A 24,267-nucleotide genomic window follows, 5' to 3' on the forward strand; every position below is an offset into this window, starting at 1 on the left:
AATGATTGCATTCAGCTTTGCATTTTGCAAACATTTTACAAAAAAAGCCGCTTTGGACCCGCAAAAGCCCTTAATTAGGGCCAATTAACGACTGGCACACTCTATGCTACTTTTCTTTTGACCCTTCTGGGTCACCTAGCCAACTGACGTTGTTAGTGAACTTAGTATTCACAAATAACAGCCAATAGAAGCCATTTCTATTGGCTATTTTTTTGCTGCATACTAACTATTAGCAATAAAGCGTTGGCGGAGCTGGTCAATTTGGTCGCGTTTCTCTGCCGCCAATTCAAACTCCAAGTCTTGCGCGTGCTGATACATCTGAGCTTCCAGCTTACGGATCTCTTTATCCAATTCTTGTGGCGACATCGCTTGGTAGCTTTGTGACGGCTCGGCCACTTTAGCCAGCGGTACCGCTTTACTGGTTCGCTGCTTCTTACTCTTAGTGATATCCCCCAGCTCCATAATGTCTTTGATGTTACGCTTAAGAGCTTGAGGTTCAATGCCCATTTCTTGGTTGTAGGCTTGCTGTTTTTCACGACGTCGGTTGGTTTCGTCCATCGCTTTTTGCATCGACTTTGTCACTCTATCAGCATAGAGAATCGCTTTACCGGCGACATTTCGTGCCGCGCGGCCAATGGTTTGGATCAATGAGCGTTCTGAACGTAAGAAGCCTTCTTTATCTGCGTCAAGTATTGCAACTAAGGAAACTTCAGGCATATCTAGCCCTTCTCGCAATAAGTTAATCCCGACCAAAACATCAAACTCACCCAAACGCAGATCTCGGATAATCTCGACCCGCTCCACGGTATCGATATCAGAGTGCAAGTACCTGACCTTGACTTCATGTTCGGTAAGATACTCGGTCAAATCTTCCGCCATTCGCTTGGTTAACGTGGTTACCAATACTCGCTCATCTTTTGCTGCCCGAATCCGGATCTCGGACAGCAAATCGTCAACTTGCGTCGCTACCGGACGTACTTCTAATTCTGGGTCGAGTAGCCCGGTAGGGCGAACCACTTGATCCGCTATGTCACTCGCCGATTTTTCCAGCTCATAATTGCCTGGTGTGGCAGACACAAAAATAGTCTGCGGCGCCAAAGCCTCAAACTCTTCGAATTTTAACGGGCGATTATCCAATGCCGACGGCAAGCGAAAGCCAAACTCAACCAAAGTTTCCTTGCGTGAACGGTCGCCTTTATACATAGCGCCAATCTGTGGCACGGTGACGTGAGATTCATCGATGATCAAAAGACCATCATGGGGCAGATAGTCGAACAGAGTCGGTGGCGGCTCCCCCTCATTTCGCCCACTTAAATAACGCGAGTAGTTTTCAATACCGGAACAAAAACCCAGCTCATTCATCATTTCAATATCGAATTGAGTACGTTGAGAAATCCGTTGTTCCTCGAGCAGTTTGTTGTTGTCTAGTAGATGCTTTTTACGCGCTTCTAGCTCTAGTTTAATCTGTTCGACCGCCTCGAGCATGCGATCGCGCGGGGTAACGTAATGGGTTTTAGGATAGATGGTATATCGAGCTAGATCGCGTTGTTTAACGACCCCGGTCAAAGGGTCAAATACGCTGATACAGTCGATTTCATCATCAAACATCTCGATACGCACCGCGTCTTGATCTGATTCAGCCGGAAAGATATCGATGACTTCTCCACGAACACGAAACTGACCACGTTCAAATGCCACATCGTTACGGCTGTATTGCAACTCTGCCAAACGGCGCAAGATATCACGCTGGTCGATCATGTCACCACGCCGAATATGCAACATCATCTTTAAATAGGACTCTGGATCGCCCAAACCATAAATCGCCGATACTGAGGCAACAATAATGGCATCCTTTCGTTCTAGTAACGCTTTGGTCGCAGAGAGACGCATCTGCTCAATGTGTGAGTTAACCGAGGCGTCTTTTTCGATGAATGTATCTGTGGTGGGAACATACGCTTCGGGCTGATAATAATCATAATATGAGACAAAATATTCGACCGCATTGTTGGGGAAAAATGACTTCATTTCTCCGTACAATTGAGCAGCTAGTGTTTTGTTCGGAGCGAGCAGAATGGCAGGGCGTTGTGCATTTGCAATCACATTGGCAAGAGTAAAAGTCTTACCGGACCCTGTCACCCCCAACAAAGTTTGATGGGCAAGGCCGGCATCTAGCCCTTCGATCAGTTGTTTTATCGCGGTAGGTTGATCACCAGAGGGCTGATAATCTGAAACCAAGTCGAATACTTTACTCATCACTTCTCTCTTGTTTGGATATCCAGCGGACGTTCTATTGTGACTGTATAGATATACAGACTCAATAGTATAGAATGAAATTTATCGCTGTTTTTTGTTAAGTCGCACATAGTGGCTAGATCAATCATTTTAATCCTGATATCATGCTTGCCCTCGCTAGGGTTTGAGCCCTCAAAGTCCAAAAATATCACCCACAAGATATTCACATTCCATCAGGTTTTCACCAGATACCCACAACCACTAACTGATGTAACTAAACGAGTTAATCTCAATAAAAAACATCACAACGCATTGATTTTATTGCATTCAACTAGCTATCACTGGTGGAATCAGCTTAACGCTACCAACTATCAATTTATGCCCTAAAAAGATACCCAAAACCAACTCACACACTTATCCACAATTTTAGTGGATAAGTAAACATAGCCCTTACCCCGTAAGGGCTACAGAAAAGTAAAGTAAAAATATCGAGTTTTTTTTACTAATTTGCTTGATAAAATATTGACACTACACTAACTGCTGGCTACTATTCGCATCGCTAACGCAATTCCCCCTTAGTTCAGTTGGTAGAACGGCGGACTGTTAATCCGTATGTCGCAGGTTCGAGTCCCGCAGGGGGAGCCAGTTTCAAGAAGCCAAGTCGAAAGACTTGGCTTCTGTCGTTTTTAACAGCGACTTACTTGTACCAAGTAAATGTCTCAGAGCTAGCCGCCCGCGTTGAGTTCCGCAGGGGAACCAGTTTTAAGAAGCTAAGTCGAAAGACTTGGCTTTTGTCGTTTTTAACAGCGACTTACTTGTACCAAGTAAATGTCTCAGAGCTAGCCGCCCGCGTTGAGTTCCGTAGGGGGCAAAATTAAGAAAAAGCCTCATCAGTCGATGAGGCTTTTTCATTTCTGTTGTATCGAAAATGGGTGCCTACCCGCTCGCACTCTAGTGCTTGTGTTGCTCGAGTCGGTGAACACCGCGCCCGGTGGGTTTCATTACTTAACGAATACCTCAATCTATACTGCATCGCTTATTAGAGAGAATAAGCCCGAACTGAGTTCGGGCCTTTCCCATGTGCCGGGATTTTCTCCTCGGCGTTCGCCCTAGCCAGACGTGTTATATAATTCGTTTGATTTGCTGCGAAACCGCAGGCTGAGTCATAGATAAGTAATCTGCTGCAGCTGTAAAACTTTTCAGTTTTGCCACCTGGGAAAACGTGCGCAAATACTTAGCATCTATCGTTTGTCTTTTATTATTCATCTTGCCACCTAACGCTATATTCCACTTGTCACTTATAGTTAATTCTTCAGCGGTTTATTCATTTACCTTTTATTGCTGAAATGAATGACATTGCATATCTGTGGTAATTACTGACTCGACAAATATTATTTAATCCTGCAATCAGTTCAATTATAATTCGATAGCTCATTAACTAAAAATATAAAAAAATATCAAAAACAAACAACAACCAATATAAATCAAATGGATAGGTTGTTTTTTCGCTATTTTAAGTTTATCTAAAATCGGGGTTCATGAATGAATTTGGTTAATACTAGGGGGAGAAATTGGTGGTGCATTGCCTATTTTTTACTCACCATTGCAAGCTTATCGTTTGCGTCTTTGCTACACGCACAGGAAAATGAGCGGATAAAAGTTGGAGTGATCGTCGGACAAGAGTCTAAGAAAAGTTCGACATCCAATATCGAGAAAGTTTGCATACTGAAAAGCGTCTCTAATCACATTAGTTCATATAGAGATGATGTTGAGTTCGTTTTTGTTGAGAATGAACGTTCTGCACGTAGAAGCGCACAAGCGGCACTAGAATTAATAGAGAACAATGTAGATATTGCGTTGTTACCTTTAATATCGAAAGAAGCAGAGCCCGCGGCAGATATATTAACGGCCGCCGGTTTGCCCTTTATTACATCGGCCTCAGGTCTTCAGGTCATCAAAGACCCTCGTTACGGCTTATCCACTATGCCTTCAAATTTATATCAAGCACAACTTCTTGCAGACTATTATTTGAGCCACTATATAGGCCGCAGAATTCACATTGTAAAAACCCTTTCAAGCCGTTACTCAATTGAAGTCGCCAATGAATTTTCTCGCTTGGTCCTCGAGCGTAAACCAGAGGTCAACATTACCACCCATCATTTTCATTTAGGGTCTGAGAAAGCAATCAGCAGCCATATCGAACCAGGGGACGTGGTGTTTGCCCCACTATTTAATCCATACATCGCCATCTTATACCACGAGATCGCGAGTAAAGAGGTGGCCGACATTACGATACTGGGACCAGATTCCATAGGCGGTCGCACTGAATTTTATGACATTATTGAGCAGGTCTCGCCTCATATTACGCTTAGGTTCCTTAAAAATTGGGATAATATCACCAAAGGCATAAACTCTAACCTATTGCATTCTTATGCGAACACTTATTGCCCGTTTGAAAACGTCTCTTTCTTAACATCCTACTCCTTTGATCTCATACAGCTCATCGAGACAAACCTAGATAAGTTTGTCGCCCTTGATAATAAAGTGGACATTGTTGATATTATTAAACAATCTGAATATCAAACCACCATTGATGGAACGCGAATGTCTATAAACGGAATGGGTTACAACCAAAAACCTATGTACCTATTCGAAATATCTCCTCAAGGTAATATTCTTGTTGACCAATTATCTCGATAATAAAATGAGAAAATCCGCTTCTCCATTTAAATCAATCATGATTATTTGGCCGATATTACTATTCAGTCAGGTTGCTTATTTATACGGATACTACCATCTAGCAAACAATAAGCAGCCCGATTTTAAATTAGCGGCTTCTTTAATCACTGCTTGGACTCAAACCGACTCCTTTCTAGATGATGTTTACACATTTAATATCCGTGGTATTGAGTCAAGTTTGGAGGCCTTTCTTGTCGCCTATCATGACTCTGATATTGATGCCCATATCTGCATTCGAGTCACGATAAATAGTCTCGCGTTTGATAATAGAGATACGACTGAACACTGCACTCAAGGGGCATCGGTTACGCTTTTAACCGCCAATGCGTCTAACTTGGATTTAAGAACCGGGTCTGTCCCTATTCAGGTCGCGAGTAAAAGCTTGGCGGTCGTCGACTTTTTTATATCGAAAGGCAACAGAACACTGTTTAACAGCCCTGTCTGGGTCGTCATTTTGGCCATAATGTTGTCCATCGGCGCTTTTTTGTTGCACTGCTGGCTGTGCCGCATCGATGAGCCTATGGCCCAAAAGGAGTTAGATAAATCAACAGGCAAACGCAGCGAAACAGAACAAAACCTCGCCAACATACATAAGGTGGTGAACAACAATAAACGCTACTTTGCGATCAATGACGACATAGTGGTTGTGGTCTATAAGCACCCCTACTCAGAGCTGATATACAAGACGGGCTTGTCAAACAAGATCAAATGCTCACTCTCTGACTTAGAACATTCGTTCTCGTTGCCTTTGGTTCGGCTCAATCGCTCGACATTGGTCAATCGAGACATACTCGCCAACGGTGAATGTTCAGACATCAAGTCTCTCAAAGAGGGCTACGTGGTTAAGCTCAACATTAAGCAGCGGACGTTAGATATCAAAGTCAGCAATCACTATAAGAACAACTTAGTCGATACTATTTCTGGAGGGAAGTCGTTATGACAACGACATTGATCACGTGCGCCACCAGTGGAATGGGGAGCGCTATCGCTCAGTCTCTTGATGATGAACTGATTCTAACGGGTAGAAACGTCGATAAACTGTCTCAGCTTTGTCAATCACTCCCGAATAAAGCGAATGCAATTGAGCTTGATTTCTTTAGTGAACACAGTGTCGGTAAAGCGGCCAAACAGATCTCACAACTCAATCAAATCGATAGAGTCGTTTTTATCATCCCTCGAATCCCCCCATCGAGTTCGCTTTTCCCCGATAACCAGACTTGGCAAGAGCTCTACAATCATTATTTTATTCGCCCGCTTGGGCTGTTGAAATACTTAGTCGAGCAGGAACGTTTAAACCGCGGCGCTAAGCTGGTTTTTCTTTCTGGGTTAAGCAGTAAGAGCGCATTGGAAAATTACAGCACTAACAACTGTTTGCGCAGTGCTTGGTTAGGCCAAGCCAAGACCTTAGCGCTAGGGCTCGGGGAACTGGGGATCTCAGTCAACACCTTATCACTTGGAGGAGTGATGACCGAGAGTTATACCGACAAGTTACGCGCGAAAGCGCTCGCAAATCACGTTGATTTTGACCAACAGATGTCTCGCGAAGTCTCCAACGTGCCATTAAAAAAGTATGCGTCAGTACAAGATGTTGTCGACGCTGTTCACGGTTTACTGGGGCCGCTGACCAACCACATGACCGGGCAAAACATTCTGTTAGATGGCGGCTTCTTCAGAGGATATTAATTCGATAACGTTAGGGATCGCCCGGCAACACCCGGTCATGGCTGCAAACAAGCCGCTTTAGCGGCAACGCGACTCAACTTTTTCGGTACAATTTCGTATATTTATCACTCAACAACATAAAACCTTATCTTTCCTTGGTTGTTATTGAGCAAGCAAAGCGAGATAATATCGAGATCGGATTCCTTACTATAAATAACTATGACCGAATATCTTTTGTTGTTGGTTGGCACAGTGCTGGTCAACAACTTTGTACTGGTGAAGTTCTTGGGCTTGTGTCCATTTATGGGCGTTTCAAAGAAACTCGAAACAGCCATAGGAATGGGGTTGGCGACAACGTTCGTCTTAACCCTCGCCTCTGTGTGCGCATACCTAGTCGAAAGCTACATTCTAGAGCCGCTTAATTTACAGTATTTACGCACCATGAGCTTTATCTTGGTGATTGCGGTTGTGGTTCAGTTCACCGAAATGGTGGTGCACAAAACCAGCCCAACCCTCTATCGCCTATTAGGTATCTTCTTGCCCCTGATCACCACCAACTGTGCCGTTTTGGGTGTGGCGCTACTCAACATCAATGAAAACCACAATTTCATTGAATCGATCATTTACGGCTTCGGTGCGGCTGTCGGTTTTTCTTTAGTCTTGGTGCTGTTCGCATCGATGCGCGAGCGAATTGCCGCCGCCGATGTGCCTATGCCATTTAAAGGCGCTTCCATTGCCATGATTACCGCGGGCTTGATGTCGCTTGCCTTTATGGGCTTTACCGGTTTGGTGACATTGTAATGAGTGCAATTCTTATCGCAATTATCGCTATCGTAGCGCTAGCGGCTATATTTGGTGCCGCACTCGGTTTTGCTTCCATTCGCTTTAAAGTCGAGGCCGACCCGATTGTGGATCAGATCGATGGCATTCTGCCTCAAACCCAATGCGGTCAGTGCGGCTACCCGGGTTGTCGCCCCTATGCCGAAGCGATTGCCAATGGTGACGATATCAATAAGTGTCCTCCTGGCGGACAAGCGGCGATTGAAAAGTTAGCCGATCTGATGGGCGTTGATGCTCCAGACTCTGCTCATGACTTGGACAACGCGGTTAAAACGGTCGCCTTTATTCATGAAGATATGTGTATTGGCTGCACTAAATGTATTCAAGCTTGCCCTGTTGATGCCATCGTTGGCGGCACCAAAGCACTGCACACAGTAATCAAGGACGAGTGTACCGGTTGTGACTTATGTGTCGCCCCCTGCCCAACAGACTGTATTGAGATGATTCCAGTAGCAACGACTACTGAGAACTGGAAGTGGCAGATGGACGCCATTCCTGTTGTTGATATTACCGATTCTGCCACTAAGCAGAATAGCGTGAATTAAGGACTGGTATGTTGTCATTAATCGAACAAATTCAATCGGGCGCCCTTTGGAATTTCCCCGGCGGTATTCACCCTGCTGAGAACAAAGCCCAGTCGCTGAAAACAGCACTCACGCGAGCCAGTATCGCCAACGAAATAGTACTGCCCATCAAACAGCATATCGGCAAGCCTGGTATGCTCACGGTGACCGTCGGTCAACAGGTGCTTAAAGGTCAGCCGCTAACTAAGTACGACACCAGCTTTATGCTCCCCGTACACGCACCGACGTCGGGCACAATTGTCGCGATAGAGAAAAGAACGACAGCCCATCCTTCCGGGCTTGAAGAAATGTGTGTTGTCCTTAAGCCCGATTTCAACGATCAGTGGCTTGAACGCGATCCGTGGCCAAATTTCGGCGACTACACACCCGATGAGTTAATTGAAAAGATTCGCCAAGCAGGTGTTTCAGGTATGGGCGGAGCCGGTTTTCCTACCGCTAAAAAAATCCAATCCGGTCTTGCGCGAACAGAGATCCTGATCGTCAACGCGGCCGAATGCGAACCTTATATCACCGCTGATGATAGCTTGATGCGCGAGCACGCTGATGAAATCATTCAAGGTATCGAGATTGTCGAACATATCCTAAAGCCCAAGTTGACCGTCATCGGTATCGAGGACAACAAACCTCAAGCGATCGAAGCGTTACAAAAAGCGGCTCAAAACAAGCATGTGATCATCCGTGTCATTCCAACTAAATACCCTTCAGGAGGGGAAAAGCAGCTCATCAAGCTGCTCACCAACAAAGAAGTACCCAATGGTGGGATCCCCGCCGACATTGGTCTTATGGTTCAAAACGTCGGGTCACTGCATGCGATTAAGCGCGCGGTTTGTGACGGAGAAGCGTTAATCGAGCGCGTGGTGACTTTAACTGGAAATACGTTCCAACAGCCTCGTAATGTTTGGACATTGCTTGGTACACCTGTCAAAGCGCTGCTCGACGAGTTTGGCTATCAAGCAGACAAACGTTTACCGCGTTTGATCATGGGTGGGCCTATGATGGGCTTTACGCTCCCTCACGCTAACGTCCCAATTACCAAAACCTCTAATTGTATTTTGGCCCCCACACGCAAGGAAATCGCGCCTAGCGAGCACGAAATGGCTTGTATCCGCTGCGGTCAATGTGCGGAGGTCTGTCCGGCCTCTTTGCTTCCTCAACAATTGCAATGGCATGCGAAAGCAGAAGAGTACGACAAGTGCCAAGAGCTGAATCTAAAAGACTGTATCGAATGTGGAGCCTGTGCCTTTGTTTGCCCGAGTGAAATTCCTCTCGTGCAATACTATCGTCAGGCAAAAGCGGAAATCCGTACCCGCAAAGAAGAGGCCGAAGCGGCAGAGCGCGCGAAAGTACGCTTCGAAGAGAAGAAAGCCAGGCTTGAGCGCGACAAAGCGCAGCGCGAGAACCGCTTTAAAAAAGCGGCCGAAGATCGTCGTAAAGAGATGAAAAAGACCGACAGTGATGATGCCATCGCCGCCGCCATTGCTCGCGTCAAAGCGCAGAAAGCAGATAAAGAGTCCGATTCAGCTGCGGTTAAACCTGCAGTCGCCGCTGCTATCGCAAAAGCAAAAGCCAAGCAAGCAGCGGCGTTAGAGCAAGGAAACCTAGAGCCAGATAATTCTGAAATGGCGAAACTTCGCGAAGAGCGCAAACGCCAAGCTCGCGAGCGAAAAGCGCAAAAAGAGCAGCAAGCAGACACCGCAGGCGAAAGCGAGCAAAAGAAAGATGCTGTCGCCGCCGCCATCGCCCGCGCCAAAGCGCGTAAAGCAGAGCAAACGCAGCAAGATAGCGATAACGCTCAGCCATCGAGTGAGCCACCAACTGAAGATGGCAAGAAAGCCGCCGTCGCCGCCGCTATTACCCGCGCCAAAGCGCGTAAAGCAGAGCAAACGCAGCAAGATAGCGATAACACTCAGCCATCGAGTGAGCCATCAGCCGAAGATGGCAAGAAAGCCGCCGTCGCCGCCGCTATTGCCCGCGCCAAAGCGCGTAAAGCAGAAAAAGAACAACAAAAACAATTTGAGGAGAAAGAGTAGTGGCCTTTTTTATTGCCAGCTCACCCCATGCGCATAACCGCAGAAGCACTCCTGATTTGATGAAGTGGGTGGCCATATGCGCCCTTCCCGGCTTAGTCACACAGAGCTATTTTTTCGGCTGGGGGACCATCATACAACTTATGCTCGCGCTGGTGATTGCACTTAGCTTAGAAGCATTGGTTATGCTGGTAAGAAAACGTTCTCCCCTCGCCGCATTAAGAGACAATAGTGCCCTCGTGACGGCTTGGTTGCTAGCGGTTGCGATTCCTCCTTTGTCACCTTGGTGGATTTTGGCCATTGGCTTAGTGTTCGCTATCGTGATTGCCAAGCACCTATACGGCGGCATTGGCCAAAACCTATTTAACCCAGCCATGGTCGCGTACGTCGTCTTGCTCATTTCTTTCCCGGTACAAATGACCAGCTGGATCTCACCAACTGAGTTACAAGCCACCACGATAACAAGCGGCGATGCCTTTTCATTGATCTTTACCGGATTAAACTTAGAAGGTTTGTCACTACAACAACTGAGAACCGGCATTGACGGTATTACCATGGCGACGCCACTCGATGCTCTAAAAACCTCAATGCGTGCAGGTAACACACTCAGTGAAGCTATGTCAGCACCGCAATTTGGCGGTTTAGCTGGTATCGGCTGGGAGTGGGTGAACCTCGCCTATCTTGCTGGCGGGTTAGCGCTTATCAAGTTACGAGTGATCAATTGGCATATCCCGGTGGGATTCTTGGTCGGTTTAAGCGTATTAAGTGGCGTATTCATGCTCATCGCACCGGGTACGACCGCCTCACCGGTGATTCACTTGTTATCGGGGGCCACCATGATCGGTGCCTTTTTTATTGCGACAGACCCAGTGTCCGCGTCTACTACGGTGAAAGGACGCTTGATCTTTGGCGCATTTATTGGTGCGATGGTGTTTATCATTCGTAGTTGGGGCGGGTTCCCAGATGGTATCGCCTTTGCTGTGTTGCTTGGAAATATGTGCGTTCCCTTGATTGACTACTACACCAAACCAAGAACTTACGGACATTAAGGAGTCTCAATGATCAATGCGATTCGAAAAAACGGCCTTGTTCTTGCGATTTTTGCTTGTGCGTCTACTGGCGTAGTGGCACTCACCCACGCGCTGACTCAAAACCAAATCCGCCTCCAAGAACAAAAGCAGTTACTGTCGGTACTCAATCAAGTCATTCCCCATCAACTGCATGACAATGAGCTCTATCGAGCCTGCACCTTGGTAACGGCTCCTGAACTTGGTAGCTCACAGCCTACGCCTGTTTATCTGGCAAGTTTAAACGGAGCACCTTCTGCGCTAGCGATAGAAGCCATCGCGCCCGATGGTTACAATGGTGCGATTAAAATCATTGTTGGGGTAGACCAAACGGGGACCATTACAGGAACTCGAGTATTAAGCCATCAAGAGACACCGGGATTAGGCGATAAAATCGATTTGCGTATCACCGACTGGGTTTTGAGCTTTGCCGGTAAATCCGTCAACGAAGACAATTTAGCTCAATGGGCCGTGCGCAAAGATGGTGGTCAATTTGATCAGTTTACTGGCGCCACCATTACGCCACGCGCCGTGGTCAATGCGGTTAAACGTACTGTCCAATATGTCAACGCTAATCGAGAGCAAATTCTCGCCCAACCACTCAATTGTGGAGGCAACAATGAGTGAACATAAAACCCTAATTAAGAATGGTTTATGGGACAACAACCCTGCCTTAGTGCAGCTGTTGGGGCTATGCCCATTGCTGGCCGTGTCGTCTACTGTCACCAACGCACTGGGTTTAGGTATCGCCACCTTGCTGGTTTTAGTTGGTTCTAACGTCACGGTTTCTTTAGTACGCGACTATGTGCCAAAAGAGGTGCGCATTCCCGTATTTGTGATGATCATTGCCGCCTTAGTGACTTGCGTACAATTACTAATGAATGCGTACGCATACGGCCTCTACTTATCGCTTGGTATTTTTATTCCACTAATCGTCACCAACTGTATCATCATCGGTCGCGCTGAAGCGTTCGCATCTAAGAATGACGTTATCCCAGCCGCTCAGGATGGTTTCTGGATGGGCCTTGGCATGACCAGTGTCTTGGTCTTGCTCGGTGCAATGCGTGAATTAATCGGTAACGGTACGCTATTTGATGGCGCCGACTTACTCCTTGGCTCTTGGGCACAATCCCTGCGTATCGAGGTGTTCCAGTTCGATAATAGCTTCCTACTCGCGCTGCTACCGCCAGGGGCTTTTATCGGAGTTGGCCTGTTGATAGCAGTAAAAAACATCATAGATAAACAGCTCGAAGCGCGTCAGCCGAAAAAGAAACAAACTATTGAACGTGCTCGTGTCACCAACGCCTAGTAGACCAATCACCCAATTGGCATTTGCACCGGAAGTTAGCTCTACATGAATAAAGAAAAGCGAAGACTCATACTAGAACGCCTGCGAGAAAACAATCCTAACCCTCAAACCGAGCTTAACTGGAGTACACCGTTCGAGCTTTTGATTGCGGTATTGTTGTCGGCGCAGGCGACAGACGTCAGCGTGAATAAAGCGACCGATAAACTCTACCCAGTCGCCAATACACCGCAAGCATTACTCAATCTCGGCGTTGAGGGCGTGAAAGAGTATATTAAGACCATTGGCCTTTTTAACTCCAAAGCTGAAAACGTCATTAAAACCTGTCAAATCTTAATCGAGAAACACCACGGCGAAGTCCCTGAAGATCGAGACGCGCTCGAAGCGCTGCCTGGCGTTGGGCGTAAAACCGCCAATGTGGTACTCAATACAGCTTTTGGTTGGCCAACAATCGCCGTCGATACCCATATCTATCGTGTGTCAAATCGTACTAAGTTCGCGATGGGTAAAAACGTCGATCAGGTTGAAGAGAAACTGCTCAAAGTGGTACCCAAAGAGTTCAAACTCGATGTCCACCACTGGCTGATACTGCACGGCCGCTATACTTGTGTCGCGCGTAAACCACGATGTGGCAGTTGTATTATTGAAGATCTTTGTGAGTACAAAGACAAAGTATACCCAGAAAACTAGGAGAGCAAGGCAATGTCAAACGGCAGAATTTTACACACTATGCTTCGAGTTGGCGATCTCGATAAATCGATCCAGTTCTATACCGAAGTTATGGGCATGCAACTACTGCGCACCAATGAAAATAAAGAGTATGAGTACACTTTGGCTTTTCTTGGCTACGGTGATGAGTCTCAAGGCGCGGTCATTGAACTCACCTACAACTGGGGAACCACCGAGTACGATCTCGGTAGTGCATTTGGTCATATTGCTATCGGTGTAGACGATATCTACTCGACTTGTGATGCAATCAAGGCTGCGGGTGGCAATGTAACGCGTGAGCCAGGTCCAGTGAAGGGCGGTACCACCCATATTGCCTTCGTTAAAGACCCAGACGGCTACATGATTGAACTGATTCAAAACAAGCAAGCGACAGCGGGCTTGGAAGGATAATAGAGCATGGCAACAAGAGCAGTGTTTAGCTGCTCTTGTTTATTTAGCTTTACTTGATAATGATTATCAATTAACCTTCGTATGGTTACTGGAGGAGATGATCATGACGATTAACGACTGGGAGAGACACACGCTCATTGCAGACCTTGCGCTACGTGATGGGGACCATCTGAGAGGTGTCCTTCATTACCAACAAGCGCTCACCTTAAGTGAAGAGATCAGTCACAGTGAACAAATTGAACTAGAAGACCGCTTGGTTATTTCTGTGATCTCTTGCCACAACATGGCTCAGTTTTGGCGTAGCATCGGCGACTCGGGTTATGAACTCAAGTATTTACAACTTGCCTCAGAAAAAGTCCTCACCTTACTTCCTCAATGCCCAAACAGCCACTGCGATGCATTCGTCGATACTCTCGGGTGCTGCAAAAAAGCGCTAGTCGAGTTTATAAAGCGCCATCCCAATCCTGAAATCGCGCACTTAGTACAAGATTTCGATAGTGCAGCGAACTGCAACCTCATCGCCAAGTTCCAACTCAACTAAAAAAAGCCAGCATAAACTGGCTTTCGATAAATCGGTGCTCTAAACCTGAGTCCGACCGAGTGAAATAACCACACGACGGTTCTTGTCTCGGCCAAGCGGCGAAGCATTATCATCAATAGGACGACGTTTACCATAACCTTGAACTTGAATTCTATCTTCGGGCAAGCCTAGGGATTTAAAGTAGTTTTGTAATACTTCTGCTCGCCTTTCAGACAAGCTTTGGCTGACACTTTTGCTGTCAACTGCGTCGGTATAAGTCGACACTAAGACCAAATCGATATCTTGATTATGCTTAATGTACTCGGCAATTTGAGCCAAGCGCTTTTGTGATTGTTTGTTGAGTTCCACACTGGTTCGATCATAGTGCAGAATGGTAAATGCAATATCTTCAAAGCTATACGGAAGCAAGTTAGCGATACAGTCACTGAACACGTTATAGGAAGGCTGAAATAGCACGGACGACAGACCAATTTCAATTCGCTCATCACTACTGCGCCATTCTTGGTAACTGAACGTAGGGTAACGGCCCTTTTCCAGCTCGCTCAAGATGTTCCAAGCGGTTTGTCCACCCACATAGCCGTCAAATTGCTGGAAAAAACGAATCGTGGTTAAGCGGTCAGCGCCCTCACCAGGACGCCAAGCAGGTGGCATTGATACTAAGCTCACATCGCGAGTTTTCCCCATCGGGCGCTTCATTTTAAGTTCAAAATCTAGGTTGATTTTTTTACTCGCATAGGAGGAAAAAACCGCATCCCCATAGTTAGGGATCGGGTGGACTAAGCGACACTCCAAAGGGGTATTGGCAACCATTTGCCACGTTGACTGCGTCGGTTTAGCGACATAGTGCTTATCCAACGCCATGGCGTTGACACTGAATGACGCTAATACGGTCGCGATTGTGGTAGCAAACAACTTATTCATACTGCACTTAATCTCTTCACTTGCCTGAGCCGCTCAAATTTGCCGCTCGATTCTCTGCTCTGATAGGTAAGCAAAAACTACGCCAATACATTTGTATAGTACAAATTACCAGTGATTCATTTTCATTCAGGATTAACGGTTTTTCTTAGGTAAAGAATCTGCAATAATGCCAGCCCTGTCACATAAAATGAAGCACACATGACTATTGAAAACGAAGCTTTGACGCTAAAAAAACGATTTCGTGGCTACTTTCCTGTTGTCATCGATGTTGAGACGGCTGGCTTTAATGCTAAGACAGATGCCCTACTCGAGATCTGCGCAATAACGCTAAAAATGGATGAAAACGGCGAATTGTCACCCGCGTCAACCGTTCATTTTCACGTCGAACCTTTTGAGGGCGCCAACTTAGAAAAAGAAGCGCTCGAGTTCAATGGTATTCGTGACCCTTTCAGCCCGCTTCGTGGCGCAGTGACAGAATCCGAAGCCCTAAAAGAGATCTATAAGCTGGTGCGCAAAGAGCAGAAAGCGGCCGATTGCAGTCGCGCAATCATCGTCGCTCACAACGCCAATTTTGATCACAGCTTCGTTATGGAAGCCAGTGAGCGCAGCAAGCTAAAACGCGTCCCGTTTCATCCCTTTGCCACCTTTGATACCGCCGCTCTAAGTGGCCTTGCTTACGGTCAAACCGTTTTGGCAAAAGCCTGCAAAGCCGCGGGGATGGACTTCGACAACAAAGAAGCCCACTCAGCCCTTTATGATACCCAAAAAACGGCCGAGCTCTTTTGCGGCATTGTCAATAAGTGGAAAGCCCTCGGTGGCTGGCCACTTGTCGAGCCCAATGCCGAATAAACACAATAAAAAGTAAACACAACACACGAGAATATTATGAACCCTGTTGTCATTTCTGTATGCATTATGCTGGCGCTAGCCCTAATGCGGGTGAATGTCGTCGTCGCATTGACATTCAGTGCCATTGTCGGCGGTTTGGTCTCCGGTATGGACTTAAATCAAGCGATTGCTTCTTTTGAAAGTGGTCTCGGCGGCGGCGCAACCATCGCTTTGAGCTACGCAATGCTCGGTACATTCGCCGTCGCCATCTCACGTTCAGGTATCACAGACCTGCTCGCAAATAGCGTGATTAAACGCATCCACGGCAAAGAAAATCCTCATGCCTCCACAGGTTTGAAGTACGCCGTTCTGGTTGCCTTGGTTTTAGTGACCATGTCGTCACAAAACGTGATTCCAGTGCATATCGCTTTCATTCCAATTTTAGTTCCACCACTTTTGGGCGTGTTTGCCAAACTCAACCTTGACCGCCGTATGATCGCCTGTGTGTTAACTTTTGGCTTAGTGACCCCTTACATGGTGCTGCCCATCGGTTTCGGTGGTATTTTCCTCAACAATATTCTGCTAAAAAATCTCCACGACAATGGCCTCGATAATGTCGTCGCGAGCCAAGTGCCGGTGGCGATGTTGCTCCCTGCTGCAGGTATGGTGTTTGGGTTAGTCACCGCGATCTTCTTTAGCTACCGTAAACCGCGCCACTATCCAGAAACAGAGCTCACTCACGTTGAAGACGACACCAGCTCAATCGATAAGAAGAACGTTCTGGTCGCGGCTGTGGGTATTGTTGTCGCACTGAGCGCCCAATTGTTGACTGGCTCAATGATTGTTGGAGGTTTGGCAGGCTTTATGGTGTTCACTTTTGGTGGGGTTATCGCTTGGAAAGAGACACACGATGTATTTACCAAAGGCGTACATATGATGGCCATGATTGGTTTCATCATGATTGCTGCGGCTGGTTTTGCAGCGGTAATGAAGCAAACAGGTGGCGTAGAATCACTGGTTGAAGCGCTGTCGACCAGCATTGGAGACAACAAACCGCTAGCTGCACTATTGATGCTGGTGGTCGGACTGTTGGTTACCATGGGAATCGGTTCTTCGTTTTCGACTATCCCTATTATTGCCACAATTTACGTTCCACTCGCCGCTGCATTTGGTTTTTCACCAATGGCCACCGTCGCGTTGGTCGGCACCGCTGCCGCTCTGGGTGATGCTGGTTCACCTGCTTCGGACTCAACCTTAGGTCCTACATCTGGCCTAAACGCCGATGGCCAACACGAACATATTTGGGAAACCGTGGTTCCAACGTTTATCCACTATAATATCCCACTGATCCTCTTCGGTTGGATTGCGGCGATGGTCCTCTAAGACCAATCTGCTGCTCACCAGACAATAAAAAAGCTGACGTGATGTCAGCTTTTTTATTTGAGCCAGGTGTTTATTGGCTGAGCTTGTCCGCTGTCGCGGCCAGTACGGGCACCATATCTTCCAACAGTTTTTCCTCCACCGGTTTACCCGTTGAGTCAGTCACGTTGATTGAAGTTCGGTTACCTAAATCCCCAAACAGGAAGGTGTAAGAGCCTGGAGCCAAATCGATAGGTTGTACACCAATGTCATTCCAGAACGCATCATCTGGGGACGCGTACTTAGCTTTGATTGTCCCTTGAGATTGGTTACGTTCTTCGAGTGTAAAGCCCATCTTAGGTAACAGAGTTGGAAGACGGTTCCACAATACATTGTAGGAAGAACGCGCGATGATCACTGGGAATCCACTTCGGTCTGACCCCATTGTGACCTGAATTTTCTTCACCAACTGCTCGGCTTTACGTGCGGCTTCCTCACGTAGGTCGAGATCGTAACGTGCTGTGACTAGATTGGTCATCAATGCGTTGTAACGCTCTTTATTGGTGGCCGTCACCGGACGTTGCTTGCCGCCTTCACGCCAGTCAATCAGCGAAATTCTAAAGCCATGACGACCTGCCGAAGCGACGCGGTCAATCTGATAACGTGAACCAATTTCAAGATCCTCATCTTCTGAAACCCATGTCACCCAATCGGTTTCGATGCGAGTTGGTGTTTCTTGACGAATCTTAATAGCTCGTTCATTCAACATCTTTTGCGCAGTTTGCCAAACTTTATCCAACTCGTCTTCACGTAGCAGCCATAACGTGGTTTCCCCTCTTTTACGCTCTGCTCTCGCGCCAGGAATAAGCTCTAGAACTTGCTGAGGGGGACGAATATCCACCTCTCGTCCAGTACCACCAGTAAATTCACCTTGCGGGATTTGATAATTGGCGTAAAACTGAGCTTGAGCGTCGTCAGGTAAACTCCACGCTTTCAACGGTGGGGAATCGAGATACTCAAAATCGTCTTTTGCCTGACGACGTTGAGTCGCACTGCCGGAACACGCACTCAAAACAAAAACAGCTAGCGAACTGAGAACTAGCTGGTGAGAAAATTTCATTGAAACTCCTGAAAATCATTTGCCGAGCGATGCTCGGCAAGGTATCTAAAACTTAATAAATGCAAGCCTCGGTCATGGCTTGTGCAACAATTGGTCGAGCTTGCTCGGACAGTTCAGTCAATGGCAAACGCAGACCACCATGCTCAATTAACCCCATTTTATGGGCCGCCCACTTAACTGGGATTGGACTCGACTCGATAAACAGGTTTTCATGCAATGGCATCAAACGCTGGTTGATGATTTCCGCCTCTTCGAACTTACCTTCACGGGCCAAACGGAACATCTTCGCCATATCTTCAGCGGCAATATTATTGGTCACTGAGATAACACCCTGACCACCTTGCTTAACAAAATCGAGCCCGGTCGAGTCATCGCCACTAAGTAAGATAAAATCTTCGCCACAAAGTTCACGATGAATAGCAATTCGGCTTAGATCGCCCGTCGCATCTTTGAGCGCAACAATACTGTCGATTTCAGCAAGACGCGCCACTGTCTCTGGTAATAGGTCTACCGCAGTACGTCCAGGGACATTATAAAGAATTTGAGGAACGTCGCTCTCTTCGGCTATCGCTTTATAGTGCTGGAAAAGCCCTTCTTGAGTCGGTTTGTTGTAGTAAGGCGTTACACTCAAACAACCAGCGATACCTGAGTTGTTCAGTAAACGGCTAAAGGTAACGGACTCGTGGGTCGCATTCGCACCAGTGCCCGCGATTACCGGAATACGGCCATCAGCAAACTCAACCGTTTTCATGACCACTTTGACATGCTCTTCAATTGTTAACGTTGATGACTCACCGGTCGTACCTACTGCTACAATACCGTCGCTACCCGCTGCTACATGGTACTCGACCAGCTTCTTCAGGCTAACGTAGTCTACTTCTCCATCGAGATTAAACGGTGTAATTAACGCTACAATACTTCCTGAAAACATGTCCTTCTCCCTAAAATAGTTACTCATCGCATGGTACTGTAAGGCGATTGAAAAAGACAAGCGCTTAACGCCGCTTAAATCACCTAAATGAATGAATATTTATCAGATGTTAGATATCTGGCAAATTACGCTTCTTATTTGCTCGTGTGTCAGTCTGACGTGAGAATTGATCGAGCTCTAACGAGGCGGGACAAAATACCACCACACAAGACAAGAAAAGCGTATAGCAACCATTTTTATCCGACTCTTCTGTGCTAAGCTATCTGGTTAATAAACATAACTTTGATAAGAGTGAAACTATGACTCAACATCTGGTGATTACAGCGGTTGGAACCGATCGCCCAGGGGTATGCAATCAAGTGGTACACCTGGTCACTCAGTCTGGATGCAATATTGTTGACAGTCGTATCGCTTTATTCGGCAACGAATTTACCTTGATCATGCTCCTTTCTGGCACAAATGCCGCCGCCACTCGCGTCGAGACAACGCTGCCACTGCTTGGTCAAGAGCATGATCTTATTACTATCATGAAACGTACATCTCCTCATGCTCATCTCAACCACACGTACACGTTAGAAGTATTTGTTGAGTCTGAAGACAAACCCGGATTAACGGAAAAGTTCACCAACTTTTTCGCAGAAAAAGAGATTGGTCTCTCCTCACTGAGCGCACAAACCATAGATAAAGGGAAAGTCGATTCTCAGAGCGACCAGTTTCATATTGCTATTACGGCCACCGTTGAATCGGAATGTAATCTGATGCAACTGCAAGAAGAGTTCGATACGCTCTGTCGCTCTTTGGCCGTTCATGGCTCACTAAACTTTATAAAAAACAGTCAATAAAAAAGGAATCTTCATGAATACTCTGACAGCAGGCACTCCCGCTCCTGAGTTCTCTCTTCTTGACCAAAACGGCGAAACCGTAACCTTGAACGATTTCCAAGGAAAGAAGGTCCTCTTTTACTTTTATCCAAAAGCCATGACACCAGGTTGTACCGTTCAAGCTCAAGGGCTTCGCGATATTAAGGCGGAGTTAGACAAGCACAACGTTGCGGTTCTGGGCGTGAGTATTGACCCAGTTAAGCGCTTGGGGAAATTCATTGAGCGCGACGAGCTTAACTTCACTCTGTTGTCTGATGAAGACCATGCGGTTGCCGAACAGTTCGGTGTATGGGGTGAAAAGAAGTTTATGGGTAAAATTTATGACGGCCTGCACCGCATCAGTTTTTTGATTGATGAGCAAGGCGTTATCGAGCATGTATTTAACAAGTTCAAAACCAAAGATCATCACCAAGTCGTACTGGATTACCTCAACAACCAATAACGATTGAAACCAAAACGCCAGCGAATTCGCTGGCGTTTTTTGTTATTACTCAATTCTAAACAATAAACTTGTTCAGTATCGCATCTTGCTCGCGTACGTTTTCAGTTTGCGCTTGCATGGCGATGTTAGAGTTATCGGCAGAATCGGCCACTTGAGTGGAGAGATCTTTAATCTTAACCGTATTACTATTGATTTCTTCCGCGACTAAGCTTTGCTCTTCCGCCGCAGACGCAATCTGCATATTCATATCACTGATACGTTGAATAGCATCACGAATACGTTGCAGAGCCCCATCCGCTGCTTGCGCTTTGTCTACGGCATCAATAGCTGTGGTTTTACTCTCACTCATCGCGGCAGATACCGAGCTCGCGCCCGCTTGAAGCTGCTCAATCATGTTACGGATTTCCGTGGTTGACTCTTGAGTACGCTGCGCCAACGTGCGTACCTCATCGGCCACCACGGCGAAACCACGACCAGACTCACCCGCGCGGGCCGCCTCAATCGCGGCGTTTAATGCCAAGAGATTGGTTTGGTCCGCGATATCGTTAATCACTTTTAAAATCGTTTCAATGTTAGCCGTCGCAGACTCCAAACCATGAACTTCTTCTACCGCTTGATCGATGCGGGCGGCCAAGTTGCCAATCGATGCTGTCGTATCACTCACAACCGATGAGCCATCCTGTGTCGCCTCATCCGCTTCTTTTGCTGCCGCTGCAGCGCCTTGAGCATTATTGGCGACTTCTGTTGCCGTGACCGCCATTTCGTTCATTGCGGTTGCCAATTGCTCGAGTTCTTCCAACTGACTGCGCATGGCAGTTGCCGACTCTTGTACGCCTGACACCGTCATTTCGGTTCCACGTAAAATCTCTGCACCAATCGCTTTCGATTGCTGGATCTGTGTCTGCAGGGTTTGAGTAAAGGTATTAAATCCTTCGGCCAGTTCAGCAAATTCTTTGTCGGTATTGGTATCCAAGCGCTTGGTGAGATCGCCTTGACCCGAGGCGACATCTTTAATCGCATCATTCAATACCGTCAATGGGCGCATCAGAGCTTTAATCAAGAAGCTCAACACCACCACACTCAATACCACACCGATAATGACATAAATAATCGAACTGTTTCGCATATCAGCAACGGCAGAGAAAGCGATGTCCTCGTCAACAACGGCCCCTATATACCAGTTCTCTGACGGCACTTCGGTAAAGTGAACCAGTAGCTTTTTGCCATCGTGTTCGAAACGTTGATTGCCTGTTTGAACTTTTGCTTGAGGGAGATACTTGGTGAGGTTTTCACCATTGTTCGCCGCATCAGGGTGGGCGATCGTCGTTCCATCTGCCGTGACAATAAATAGGTACCCTGCATCGAGTAAATTTACGCTGTTCACCAGGTCAGCAAGCCCGCCCAACTCAAGGTCGTAGAACATACCCGCCATGAATTTGCCATTCTCTTTGACTGGAGTCCCGATTGAGATGATGACCTTCTTAGAAGATACATCAATATATGGAGCAGTAACCACCAGCGAACCTTGCGCTTTAGCATCTTTGTACCAAGGACGGACACGCGGGTCATAATCAGGCCCTGCTTCCCAACCGTCATCGTTTTCCACGACAAAACCATCGGTTTCATAGCCAAAACCCACGGCTAAAAAACTGCCTTTCAACTCAGGCTTCTCCAGAACCTCTTTCACCCATTCGCGATTTTGCGGATCAAGTTCAATCACTTCTGTCGTGGACTGCGCCAACGATTTTTTACTCTGCATCTCTGATGCGACAGTATTTTTCACCCCTTTAACCATCTCAGTCAGACTGGTATCGACCAGAGCCTCCACTTCCTCTTTCACCGTACTCAACTGTTGTATAGACAACAGAGTCACAGTGACCAAGAGCAATGCAGATGAAGCCGCAACAATTTTTTGGCTAAATTTCATAGTATCCCTCAAATTAGTCAGCAAGCATTATTGTTATAATAGTTAATGTTGTTATCGCCCAGACCAACGTTTTCTTAAGAAATATCTTACATTTCCCTGTTAAGTAAATTCTATTGCCCCTTGCGCTGTCAACTTATTGATAAACAAAAAGCCCCAAAACTGGCGCTTCGGGGCTTAATATGCAGCTCATTGCTATATTTTGAAAAACTATTCAGTCATTTCTTCTTCATGGCTGGGCAGTGCATTCCAAACGGCTTTGACTAACGTTGCCAGCGGAATAGCGAAAAATACGCCCCAAAATCCCCACAAGCCACCAAACACTAACACAGCCACAATGATGGCAACTGGGTGCAGGTTTACCGCTTCAGAAAATAGCACAGGTACGAGCACATTGCCGTCAAGAGCTTGAATAATACCGTACGCAATCAGTAACCAGTAAAATGGGGGGGTGAGTCCCCATTGGAACAAGCCCACAATGGCCACCGGAACCGTTACGGCCGCCGCGCCAATATAAGGAATCAATACTGACAGCCCCACCGCCACGGCCAATAATACCGAGTAACGCAGGTCAAGAATGGCGAAAGTAATGTAACTCACGCCACCCACTATCAAGATTTCCATGACTTTGCCTCGGATATAGTTTGAGATCTGTTCATTCATCTCATGCCATACCTTGTTCGCCAAGCGACGGTTACGCGGCAACATACCGCTGGCCATGTCGATCATTTCGCGCTTATCTTTGAGCAAGAAAAACACCAATAACGGCACCAAAATCAAGTAAACAGCCAGTGTCGCGATACTCACGAGAGACGCCAGCGAGCCTTTGACTACGGTTTCCCCCATACCAATCACTTGGTTTTTGGCATTGGTCACCAAAGACTCCACAATTTGCAGGTTCTCTAACTCTGGGTAGCGATGCGGAAGTTGGGCAATGAAATTTTGCAGACCCACGTACATATTTGGGATGTCGTTAATTAAGTTACCCACTTGGTGCCATATGGTCGGTACCAAACCAAATACCGCAACTAACATCAAGCTGATAAAACCCAAGATAACCACGATCACCGAGAGCGTACGAGGAATACCGATGCGCCCCAACTGAACGACTGGCCATTCAAGTAAGTAAGCCAATACAATCGCGACCAATAAAGGGGCAATCAAATCGCCAAAAAAGTAGATAGTGATAAAGCCGAACAGAAGAATCGCAACAAGACTTACGGCGTGTGGGTCGGAAAAACGTCGCTGATACCAGCGACTCACCATTTCAAACATTCAACAAGATTCCTTAGTGACTTGCATACAATAGTAGCCTTCTGCCTCTTCACAGCTTAGCGAGTACGTTTGCTGCTGAAGATAACGTGTGATATCTCTCATCGAGCTTGGGTCAGAGACAAGAATTTGGGTCTGCTCGCCTGATGTCATTGCATTGGTATGGCGCTTGGCCAGCAGCAGTGCCAAAGGACAGCCTTGACCACGCAAATCCAAAATATTCAATTCCATTCTATTGCTCGATGCATATTATTCCCGTTGGATATTGTATAGTGTTTTTTTCTAAGCGTCAGTGCAAATCGTGAAGACATCACACTGTTCTGACCATTTATGACCACTAGGTCAAACAGGCGCATCATCGACAATTGTGGCCTAAGGAAACCTTTACTGTGGTATGGTGTCCAAAGCCTAGACCCATCACGGTAGATACCATTGTGTGATGGGAGAAAACTCAAGGGAGCATCATCGTTCA

Annotated in this window: 23 protein-coding genes, 1 tRNA gene and 1 pseudogene; 17 read left to right on the top strand and 8 right to left on the bottom strand. The window is 46.7% G+C overall.

What is annotated here, in order from left to right; all coding sequences use genetic code 11:
* Nucleotides 1-222 precede the first annotated feature (222 nt).
* The gene (uvrB, locus tag FCU94_RS09530; protein ID WP_176288297.1) at nt 223-2,253 is read right to left on the bottom strand and encodes an excinuclease ABC subunit UvrB; all 2,031 of its coding nucleotides are present in this window, start codon (nt 2,251-2,253) and stop codon (nt 223-225) included.
* A 548-nt stretch (nt 2,254-2,801) separates the two neighbouring features.
* Here uvrB and FCU94_RS09535 point away from each other — a divergent pair.
* Nucleotides 2,802-2,877, top strand: a tRNA-Asn gene (locus FCU94_RS09535).
* A gap of 483 nt (nt 2,878-3,360) precedes the next feature.
* On the opposite strand, the pseudogene FCU94_RS09540 reads toward FCU94_RS09535, so the two are convergent.
* Nucleotides 3,361-3,498, bottom strand: a pseudogene (locus tag FCU94_RS09540) (LysR family transcriptional regulator); the annotation flags it as partial.
* A gap of 276 nt (nt 3,499-3,774) precedes the next feature.
* On the opposite strand from FCU94_RS09540, the gene FCU94_RS09545 reads away from it, so the two are divergent.
* From FCU94_RS09545 to FCU94_RS09600, 12 genes are all read left to right on the top strand, one after another.
* Complete coding sequence (locus tag FCU94_RS09545) at nt 3,775-4,932, top strand: ABC transporter substrate-binding protein (RefSeq protein ID WP_176288298.1); 1,158 nt, start codon at nt 3,775-3,777, stop codon at nt 4,930-4,932.
* Nucleotides 4,910-5,911, top strand: a complete 1,002-nt coding sequence (locus tag FCU94_RS09550; protein ID WP_176288299.1) for a hypothetical protein — start codon at nt 4,910-4,912, stop codon at nt 5,909-5,911. Before FCU94_RS09545 ends, FCU94_RS09550 begins: the two co-directional genes overlap by 23 nt.
* Nucleotides 5,908-6,654, top strand: coding sequence for an SDR family oxidoreductase (locus tag FCU94_RS09555; RefSeq protein WP_176288300.1), 747 nt, complete (start codon nt 5,908-5,910; stop codon nt 6,652-6,654). The genes FCU94_RS09550 and FCU94_RS09555 overlap by 4 nt, the downstream gene beginning before the upstream one ends.
* Before the next feature lie 198 nt (nt 6,655-6,852).
* Nucleotides 6,853-7,434 carry an electron transport complex subunit RsxA gene (gene rsxA / locus FCU94_RS09560; protein WP_176288301.1) on the top strand — a complete coding sequence of 194 codons (582 nt, stop codon included), beginning with the start codon at nt 6,853-6,855 and terminating at the stop codon, nt 7,432-7,434.
* Nucleotides 7,434-8,018 (top strand): electron transport complex subunit RsxB, encoded by a 585-nt coding sequence (gene rsxB / locus FCU94_RS09565; RefSeq protein ID WP_176288302.1) that lies wholly within the window; start codon nt 7,434-7,436, stop codon nt 8,016-8,018. Before rsxA ends, rsxB begins: the two co-directional genes overlap by 1 nt.
* Nucleotides 8,019-8,026: 8 nt before the next feature.
* Nucleotides 8,027-10,087, top strand: coding sequence for an electron transport complex subunit RsxC (rsxC, locus tag FCU94_RS09570; RefSeq protein WP_176288303.1), 2,061 nt, complete (start codon nt 8,027-8,029; stop codon nt 10,085-10,087).
* Nucleotides 10,087-11,133 (top strand): electron transport complex subunit RsxD, encoded by a 1,047-nt coding sequence (gene rsxD, locus FCU94_RS09575; RefSeq protein ID WP_176288304.1) that lies wholly within the window; start codon nt 10,087-10,089, stop codon nt 11,131-11,133. Before rsxC ends, rsxD begins: the two co-directional genes overlap by 1 nt.
* Nucleotides 11,134-11,142: 9 nt before the next feature.
* Nucleotides 11,143-11,778 carry an electron transport complex subunit RsxG gene (rsxG, locus tag FCU94_RS09580; protein ID WP_176288305.1) on the top strand — a complete coding sequence of 212 codons (636 nt, stop codon included), beginning with the start codon at nt 11,143-11,145 and terminating at the stop codon, nt 11,776-11,778.
* Entirely contained in the window at nt 11,771-12,460 is a 690-nt protein-coding gene (locus FCU94_RS09585) for an electron transport complex subunit E (protein WP_176288306.1), read from the top strand. The genes rsxG and FCU94_RS09585 overlap by 8 nt, the downstream gene beginning before the upstream one ends.
* Before the next feature lie 45 nt (nt 12,461-12,505).
* Nucleotides 12,506-13,147, top strand: a complete 642-nt coding sequence (gene nth, locus FCU94_RS09590; RefSeq protein ID WP_176288307.1) for an endonuclease III — start codon at nt 12,506-12,508, stop codon at nt 13,145-13,147.
* A 12-nt stretch (nt 13,148-13,159) separates the two neighbouring features.
* The gene (gene gloA / locus FCU94_RS09595; protein WP_176288308.1) at nt 13,160-13,576 is read left to right on the top strand and encodes a lactoylglutathione lyase; all 417 of its coding nucleotides are present in this window, start codon (nt 13,160-13,162) and stop codon (nt 13,574-13,576) included.
* A 103-nt stretch (nt 13,577-13,679) separates the two neighbouring features.
* Nucleotides 13,680-14,117: a DUF2753 family protein gene (locus tag FCU94_RS09600; RefSeq protein ID WP_176288309.1), complete on the top strand. Its 438-nt coding sequence runs from the start codon at nt 13,680-13,682 to the stop codon at nt 14,115-14,117.
* A gap of 39 nt (nt 14,118-14,156) precedes the next feature.
* Here FCU94_RS09600 and motY read toward each other — a convergent pair whose 3' ends face one another.
* The gene (gene motY, locus FCU94_RS09605) at nt 14,157-14,978 is read right to left on the bottom strand and encodes a flagellar protein MotY (protein WP_441351740.1); all 822 of its coding nucleotides are present in this window, start codon (nt 14,976-14,978) and stop codon (nt 14,157-14,159) included.
* Nucleotides 14,979-15,236: 258 nt separating this feature from the next.
* Between motY and rnt the strand changes: the two genes are divergently transcribed.
* On the top strand, nt 15,237-15,887 hold the full coding sequence (gene rnt, locus FCU94_RS09610) for a ribonuclease T (protein ID WP_176288311.1): 651 nt from the start codon (nt 15,237-15,239) through the stop codon (nt 15,885-15,887).
* A 36-nt stretch (nt 15,888-15,923) separates the two neighbouring features.
* Nucleotides 15,924-17,249, top strand: coding sequence for a Na+/H+ antiporter family protein (locus FCU94_RS09615; RefSeq protein ID WP_176288312.1), 1,326 nt, complete (start codon nt 15,924-15,926; stop codon nt 17,247-17,249).
* Nucleotides 17,250-17,319: 70 nt separating this feature from the next.
* On the opposite strand, the gene bamC is transcribed toward FCU94_RS09615, so the two are convergent.
* Nucleotides 17,320-18,345 carry an outer membrane protein assembly factor BamC gene (gene bamC, locus FCU94_RS09620; protein WP_176288313.1) on the bottom strand — a complete coding sequence of 342 codons (1,026 nt, stop codon included), beginning with the start codon at nt 18,343-18,345 and terminating at the stop codon, nt 17,320-17,322.
* A gap of 52 nt (nt 18,346-18,397) precedes the next feature.
* Entirely contained in the window at nt 18,398-19,276 is an 879-nt protein-coding gene (gene dapA, locus FCU94_RS09625; protein WP_176288314.1) for a 4-hydroxy-tetrahydrodipicolinate synthase, read from the bottom strand.
* Nucleotides 19,277-19,575: 299 nt separating this feature from the next.
* On the opposite strand from dapA, the gene FCU94_RS09630 reads away from it, so the two are divergent.
* Nucleotides 19,576-20,118, top strand: a complete 543-nt coding sequence (locus tag FCU94_RS09630; protein ID WP_176288315.1) for a glycine cleavage system protein R — start codon at nt 19,576-19,578, stop codon at nt 20,116-20,118.
* A 13-nt stretch (nt 20,119-20,131) separates the two neighbouring features.
* Nucleotides 20,132-20,599, top strand: coding sequence for a thioredoxin-dependent thiol peroxidase (gene bcp / locus FCU94_RS09635; RefSeq protein WP_176288316.1), 468 nt, complete (start codon nt 20,132-20,134; stop codon nt 20,597-20,599).
* A 55-nt stretch (nt 20,600-20,654) separates the two neighbouring features.
* Here bcp and FCU94_RS09640 read toward each other — a convergent pair whose 3' ends face one another.
* The 3 genes from FCU94_RS09640 to FCU94_RS09650 all read right to left on the bottom strand — a co-directional run bounded on the left by FCU94_RS09640 (nt 20,655) and on the right by FCU94_RS09650 (nt 24,026).
* A complete protein-coding gene (locus FCU94_RS09640) occupies nt 20,655-22,526 on the bottom strand; it encodes a methyl-accepting chemotaxis protein (protein WP_176288317.1) in 1,872 nt (623 codons plus the stop codon).
* A 207-nt stretch (nt 22,527-22,733) separates the two neighbouring features.
* Nucleotides 22,734-23,798 (bottom strand): AI-2E family transporter, encoded by a 1,065-nt coding sequence (locus FCU94_RS09645; RefSeq protein WP_176288318.1) that lies wholly within the window; start codon nt 23,796-23,798, stop codon nt 22,734-22,736.
* Nucleotides 23,799-24,026, bottom strand: coding sequence for a sulfurtransferase TusA family protein (locus tag FCU94_RS09650; RefSeq protein ID WP_176288319.1), 228 nt, complete (start codon nt 24,024-24,026; stop codon nt 23,799-23,801).
* Nucleotides 24,027-24,267: the final 241 nt, after the last annotated feature.

It is taken from the genome of Vibrio sp. JPW-9-11-11 (assembly GCF_013369335.1).
Taxonomy (GTDB): Bacteria; Pseudomonadota; Gammaproteobacteria; order Enterobacterales; family Vibrionaceae; genus Vibrio.

What these genes read in the sequence shown, in the direction of transcription:
- FCU94_RS09645 (WP_176288318.1), bottom strand. Translation starts at nt 23,798, where the DNA reads ATGTTTGAAATGGTGAGTCGCTGGTATCAGCGACGTTTTTCCGACCCA.
- FCU94_RS09615 (WP_176288312.1), top strand. Translation starts at nt 15,924, where the DNA reads ATGAACCCTGTTGTCATTTCTGTATGCATTATGCTGGCGCTAGCCCTA.
- uvrB (WP_176288297.1), bottom strand. Translation starts at nt 2,253, where the DNA reads ATGAGTAAAGTATTCGACTTGGTTTCAGATTATCAGCCCTCTGGTGAT.
- dapA (WP_176288314.1), bottom strand. Translation starts at nt 19,276, where the DNA reads ATGTTTTCAGGAAGTATTGTAGCGTTAATTACACCGTTTAATCTCGAT.
- FCU94_RS09650 (WP_176288319.1), bottom strand. Translation starts at nt 24,026, where the DNA reads ATGGAATTGAATATTTTGGATTTGCGTGGTCAAGGCTGTCCTTTGGCA.
- bamC (WP_176288313.1), bottom strand. Translation starts at nt 18,345, where the DNA reads ATGAAATTTTCTCACCAGCTAGTTCTCAGTTCGCTAGCTGTTTTTGTT.
- FCU94_RS09640 (WP_176288317.1), bottom strand. Translation starts at nt 22,526, where the DNA reads ATGAAATTTAGCCAAAAAATTGTTGCGGCTTCATCTGCATTGCTCTTG.
- gloA (WP_176288308.1), top strand. Translation starts at nt 13,160, where the DNA reads ATGTCAAACGGCAGAATTTTACACACTATGCTTCGAGTTGGCGATCTC.
- rsxB (WP_176288302.1), top strand. Translation starts at nt 7,434, where the DNA reads ATGAGTGCAATTCTTATCGCAATTATCGCTATCGTAGCGCTAGCGGCT.
- rsxC (WP_176288303.1), top strand. Translation starts at nt 8,027, where the DNA reads ATGTTGTCATTAATCGAACAAATTCAATCGGGCGCCCTTTGGAATTTC.
- FCU94_RS09555 (WP_176288300.1), top strand. Translation starts at nt 5,908, where the DNA reads ATGACAACGACATTGATCACGTGCGCCACCAGTGGAATGGGGAGCGCT.
- motY (WP_441351740.1), bottom strand. Translation starts at nt 14,978, where the DNA reads ATGGCGTTGGATAAGCACTATGTCGCTAAACCGACGCAGTCAACGTGG.
- FCU94_RS09600 (WP_176288309.1), top strand. Translation starts at nt 13,680, where the DNA reads ATGACGATTAACGACTGGGAGAGACACACGCTCATTGCAGACCTTGCG.
- FCU94_RS09585 (WP_176288306.1), top strand. Translation starts at nt 11,771, where the DNA reads ATGAGTGAACATAAAACCCTAATTAAGAATGGTTTATGGGACAACAAC.
- rsxA (WP_176288301.1), top strand. Translation starts at nt 6,853, where the DNA reads ATGACCGAATATCTTTTGTTGTTGGTTGGCACAGTGCTGGTCAACAAC.
- FCU94_RS09545 (WP_176288298.1), top strand. Translation starts at nt 3,775, where the DNA reads ATGAATTTGGTTAATACTAGGGGGAGAAATTGGTGGTGCATTGCCTAT.
- nth (WP_176288307.1), top strand. Translation starts at nt 12,506, where the DNA reads ATGAATAAAGAAAAGCGAAGACTCATACTAGAACGCCTGCGAGAAAAC.
- bcp (WP_176288316.1), top strand. Translation starts at nt 20,132, where the DNA reads ATGAATACTCTGACAGCAGGCACTCCCGCTCCTGAGTTCTCTCTTCTT.
- rsxG (WP_176288305.1), top strand. Translation starts at nt 11,143, where the DNA reads ATGATCAATGCGATTCGAAAAAACGGCCTTGTTCTTGCGATTTTTGCT.
- FCU94_RS09630 (WP_176288315.1), top strand. Translation starts at nt 19,576, where the DNA reads ATGACTCAACATCTGGTGATTACAGCGGTTGGAACCGATCGCCCAGGG.
- rnt (WP_176288311.1), top strand. Translation starts at nt 15,237, where the DNA reads ATGACTATTGAAAACGAAGCTTTGACGCTAAAAAAACGATTTCGTGGC.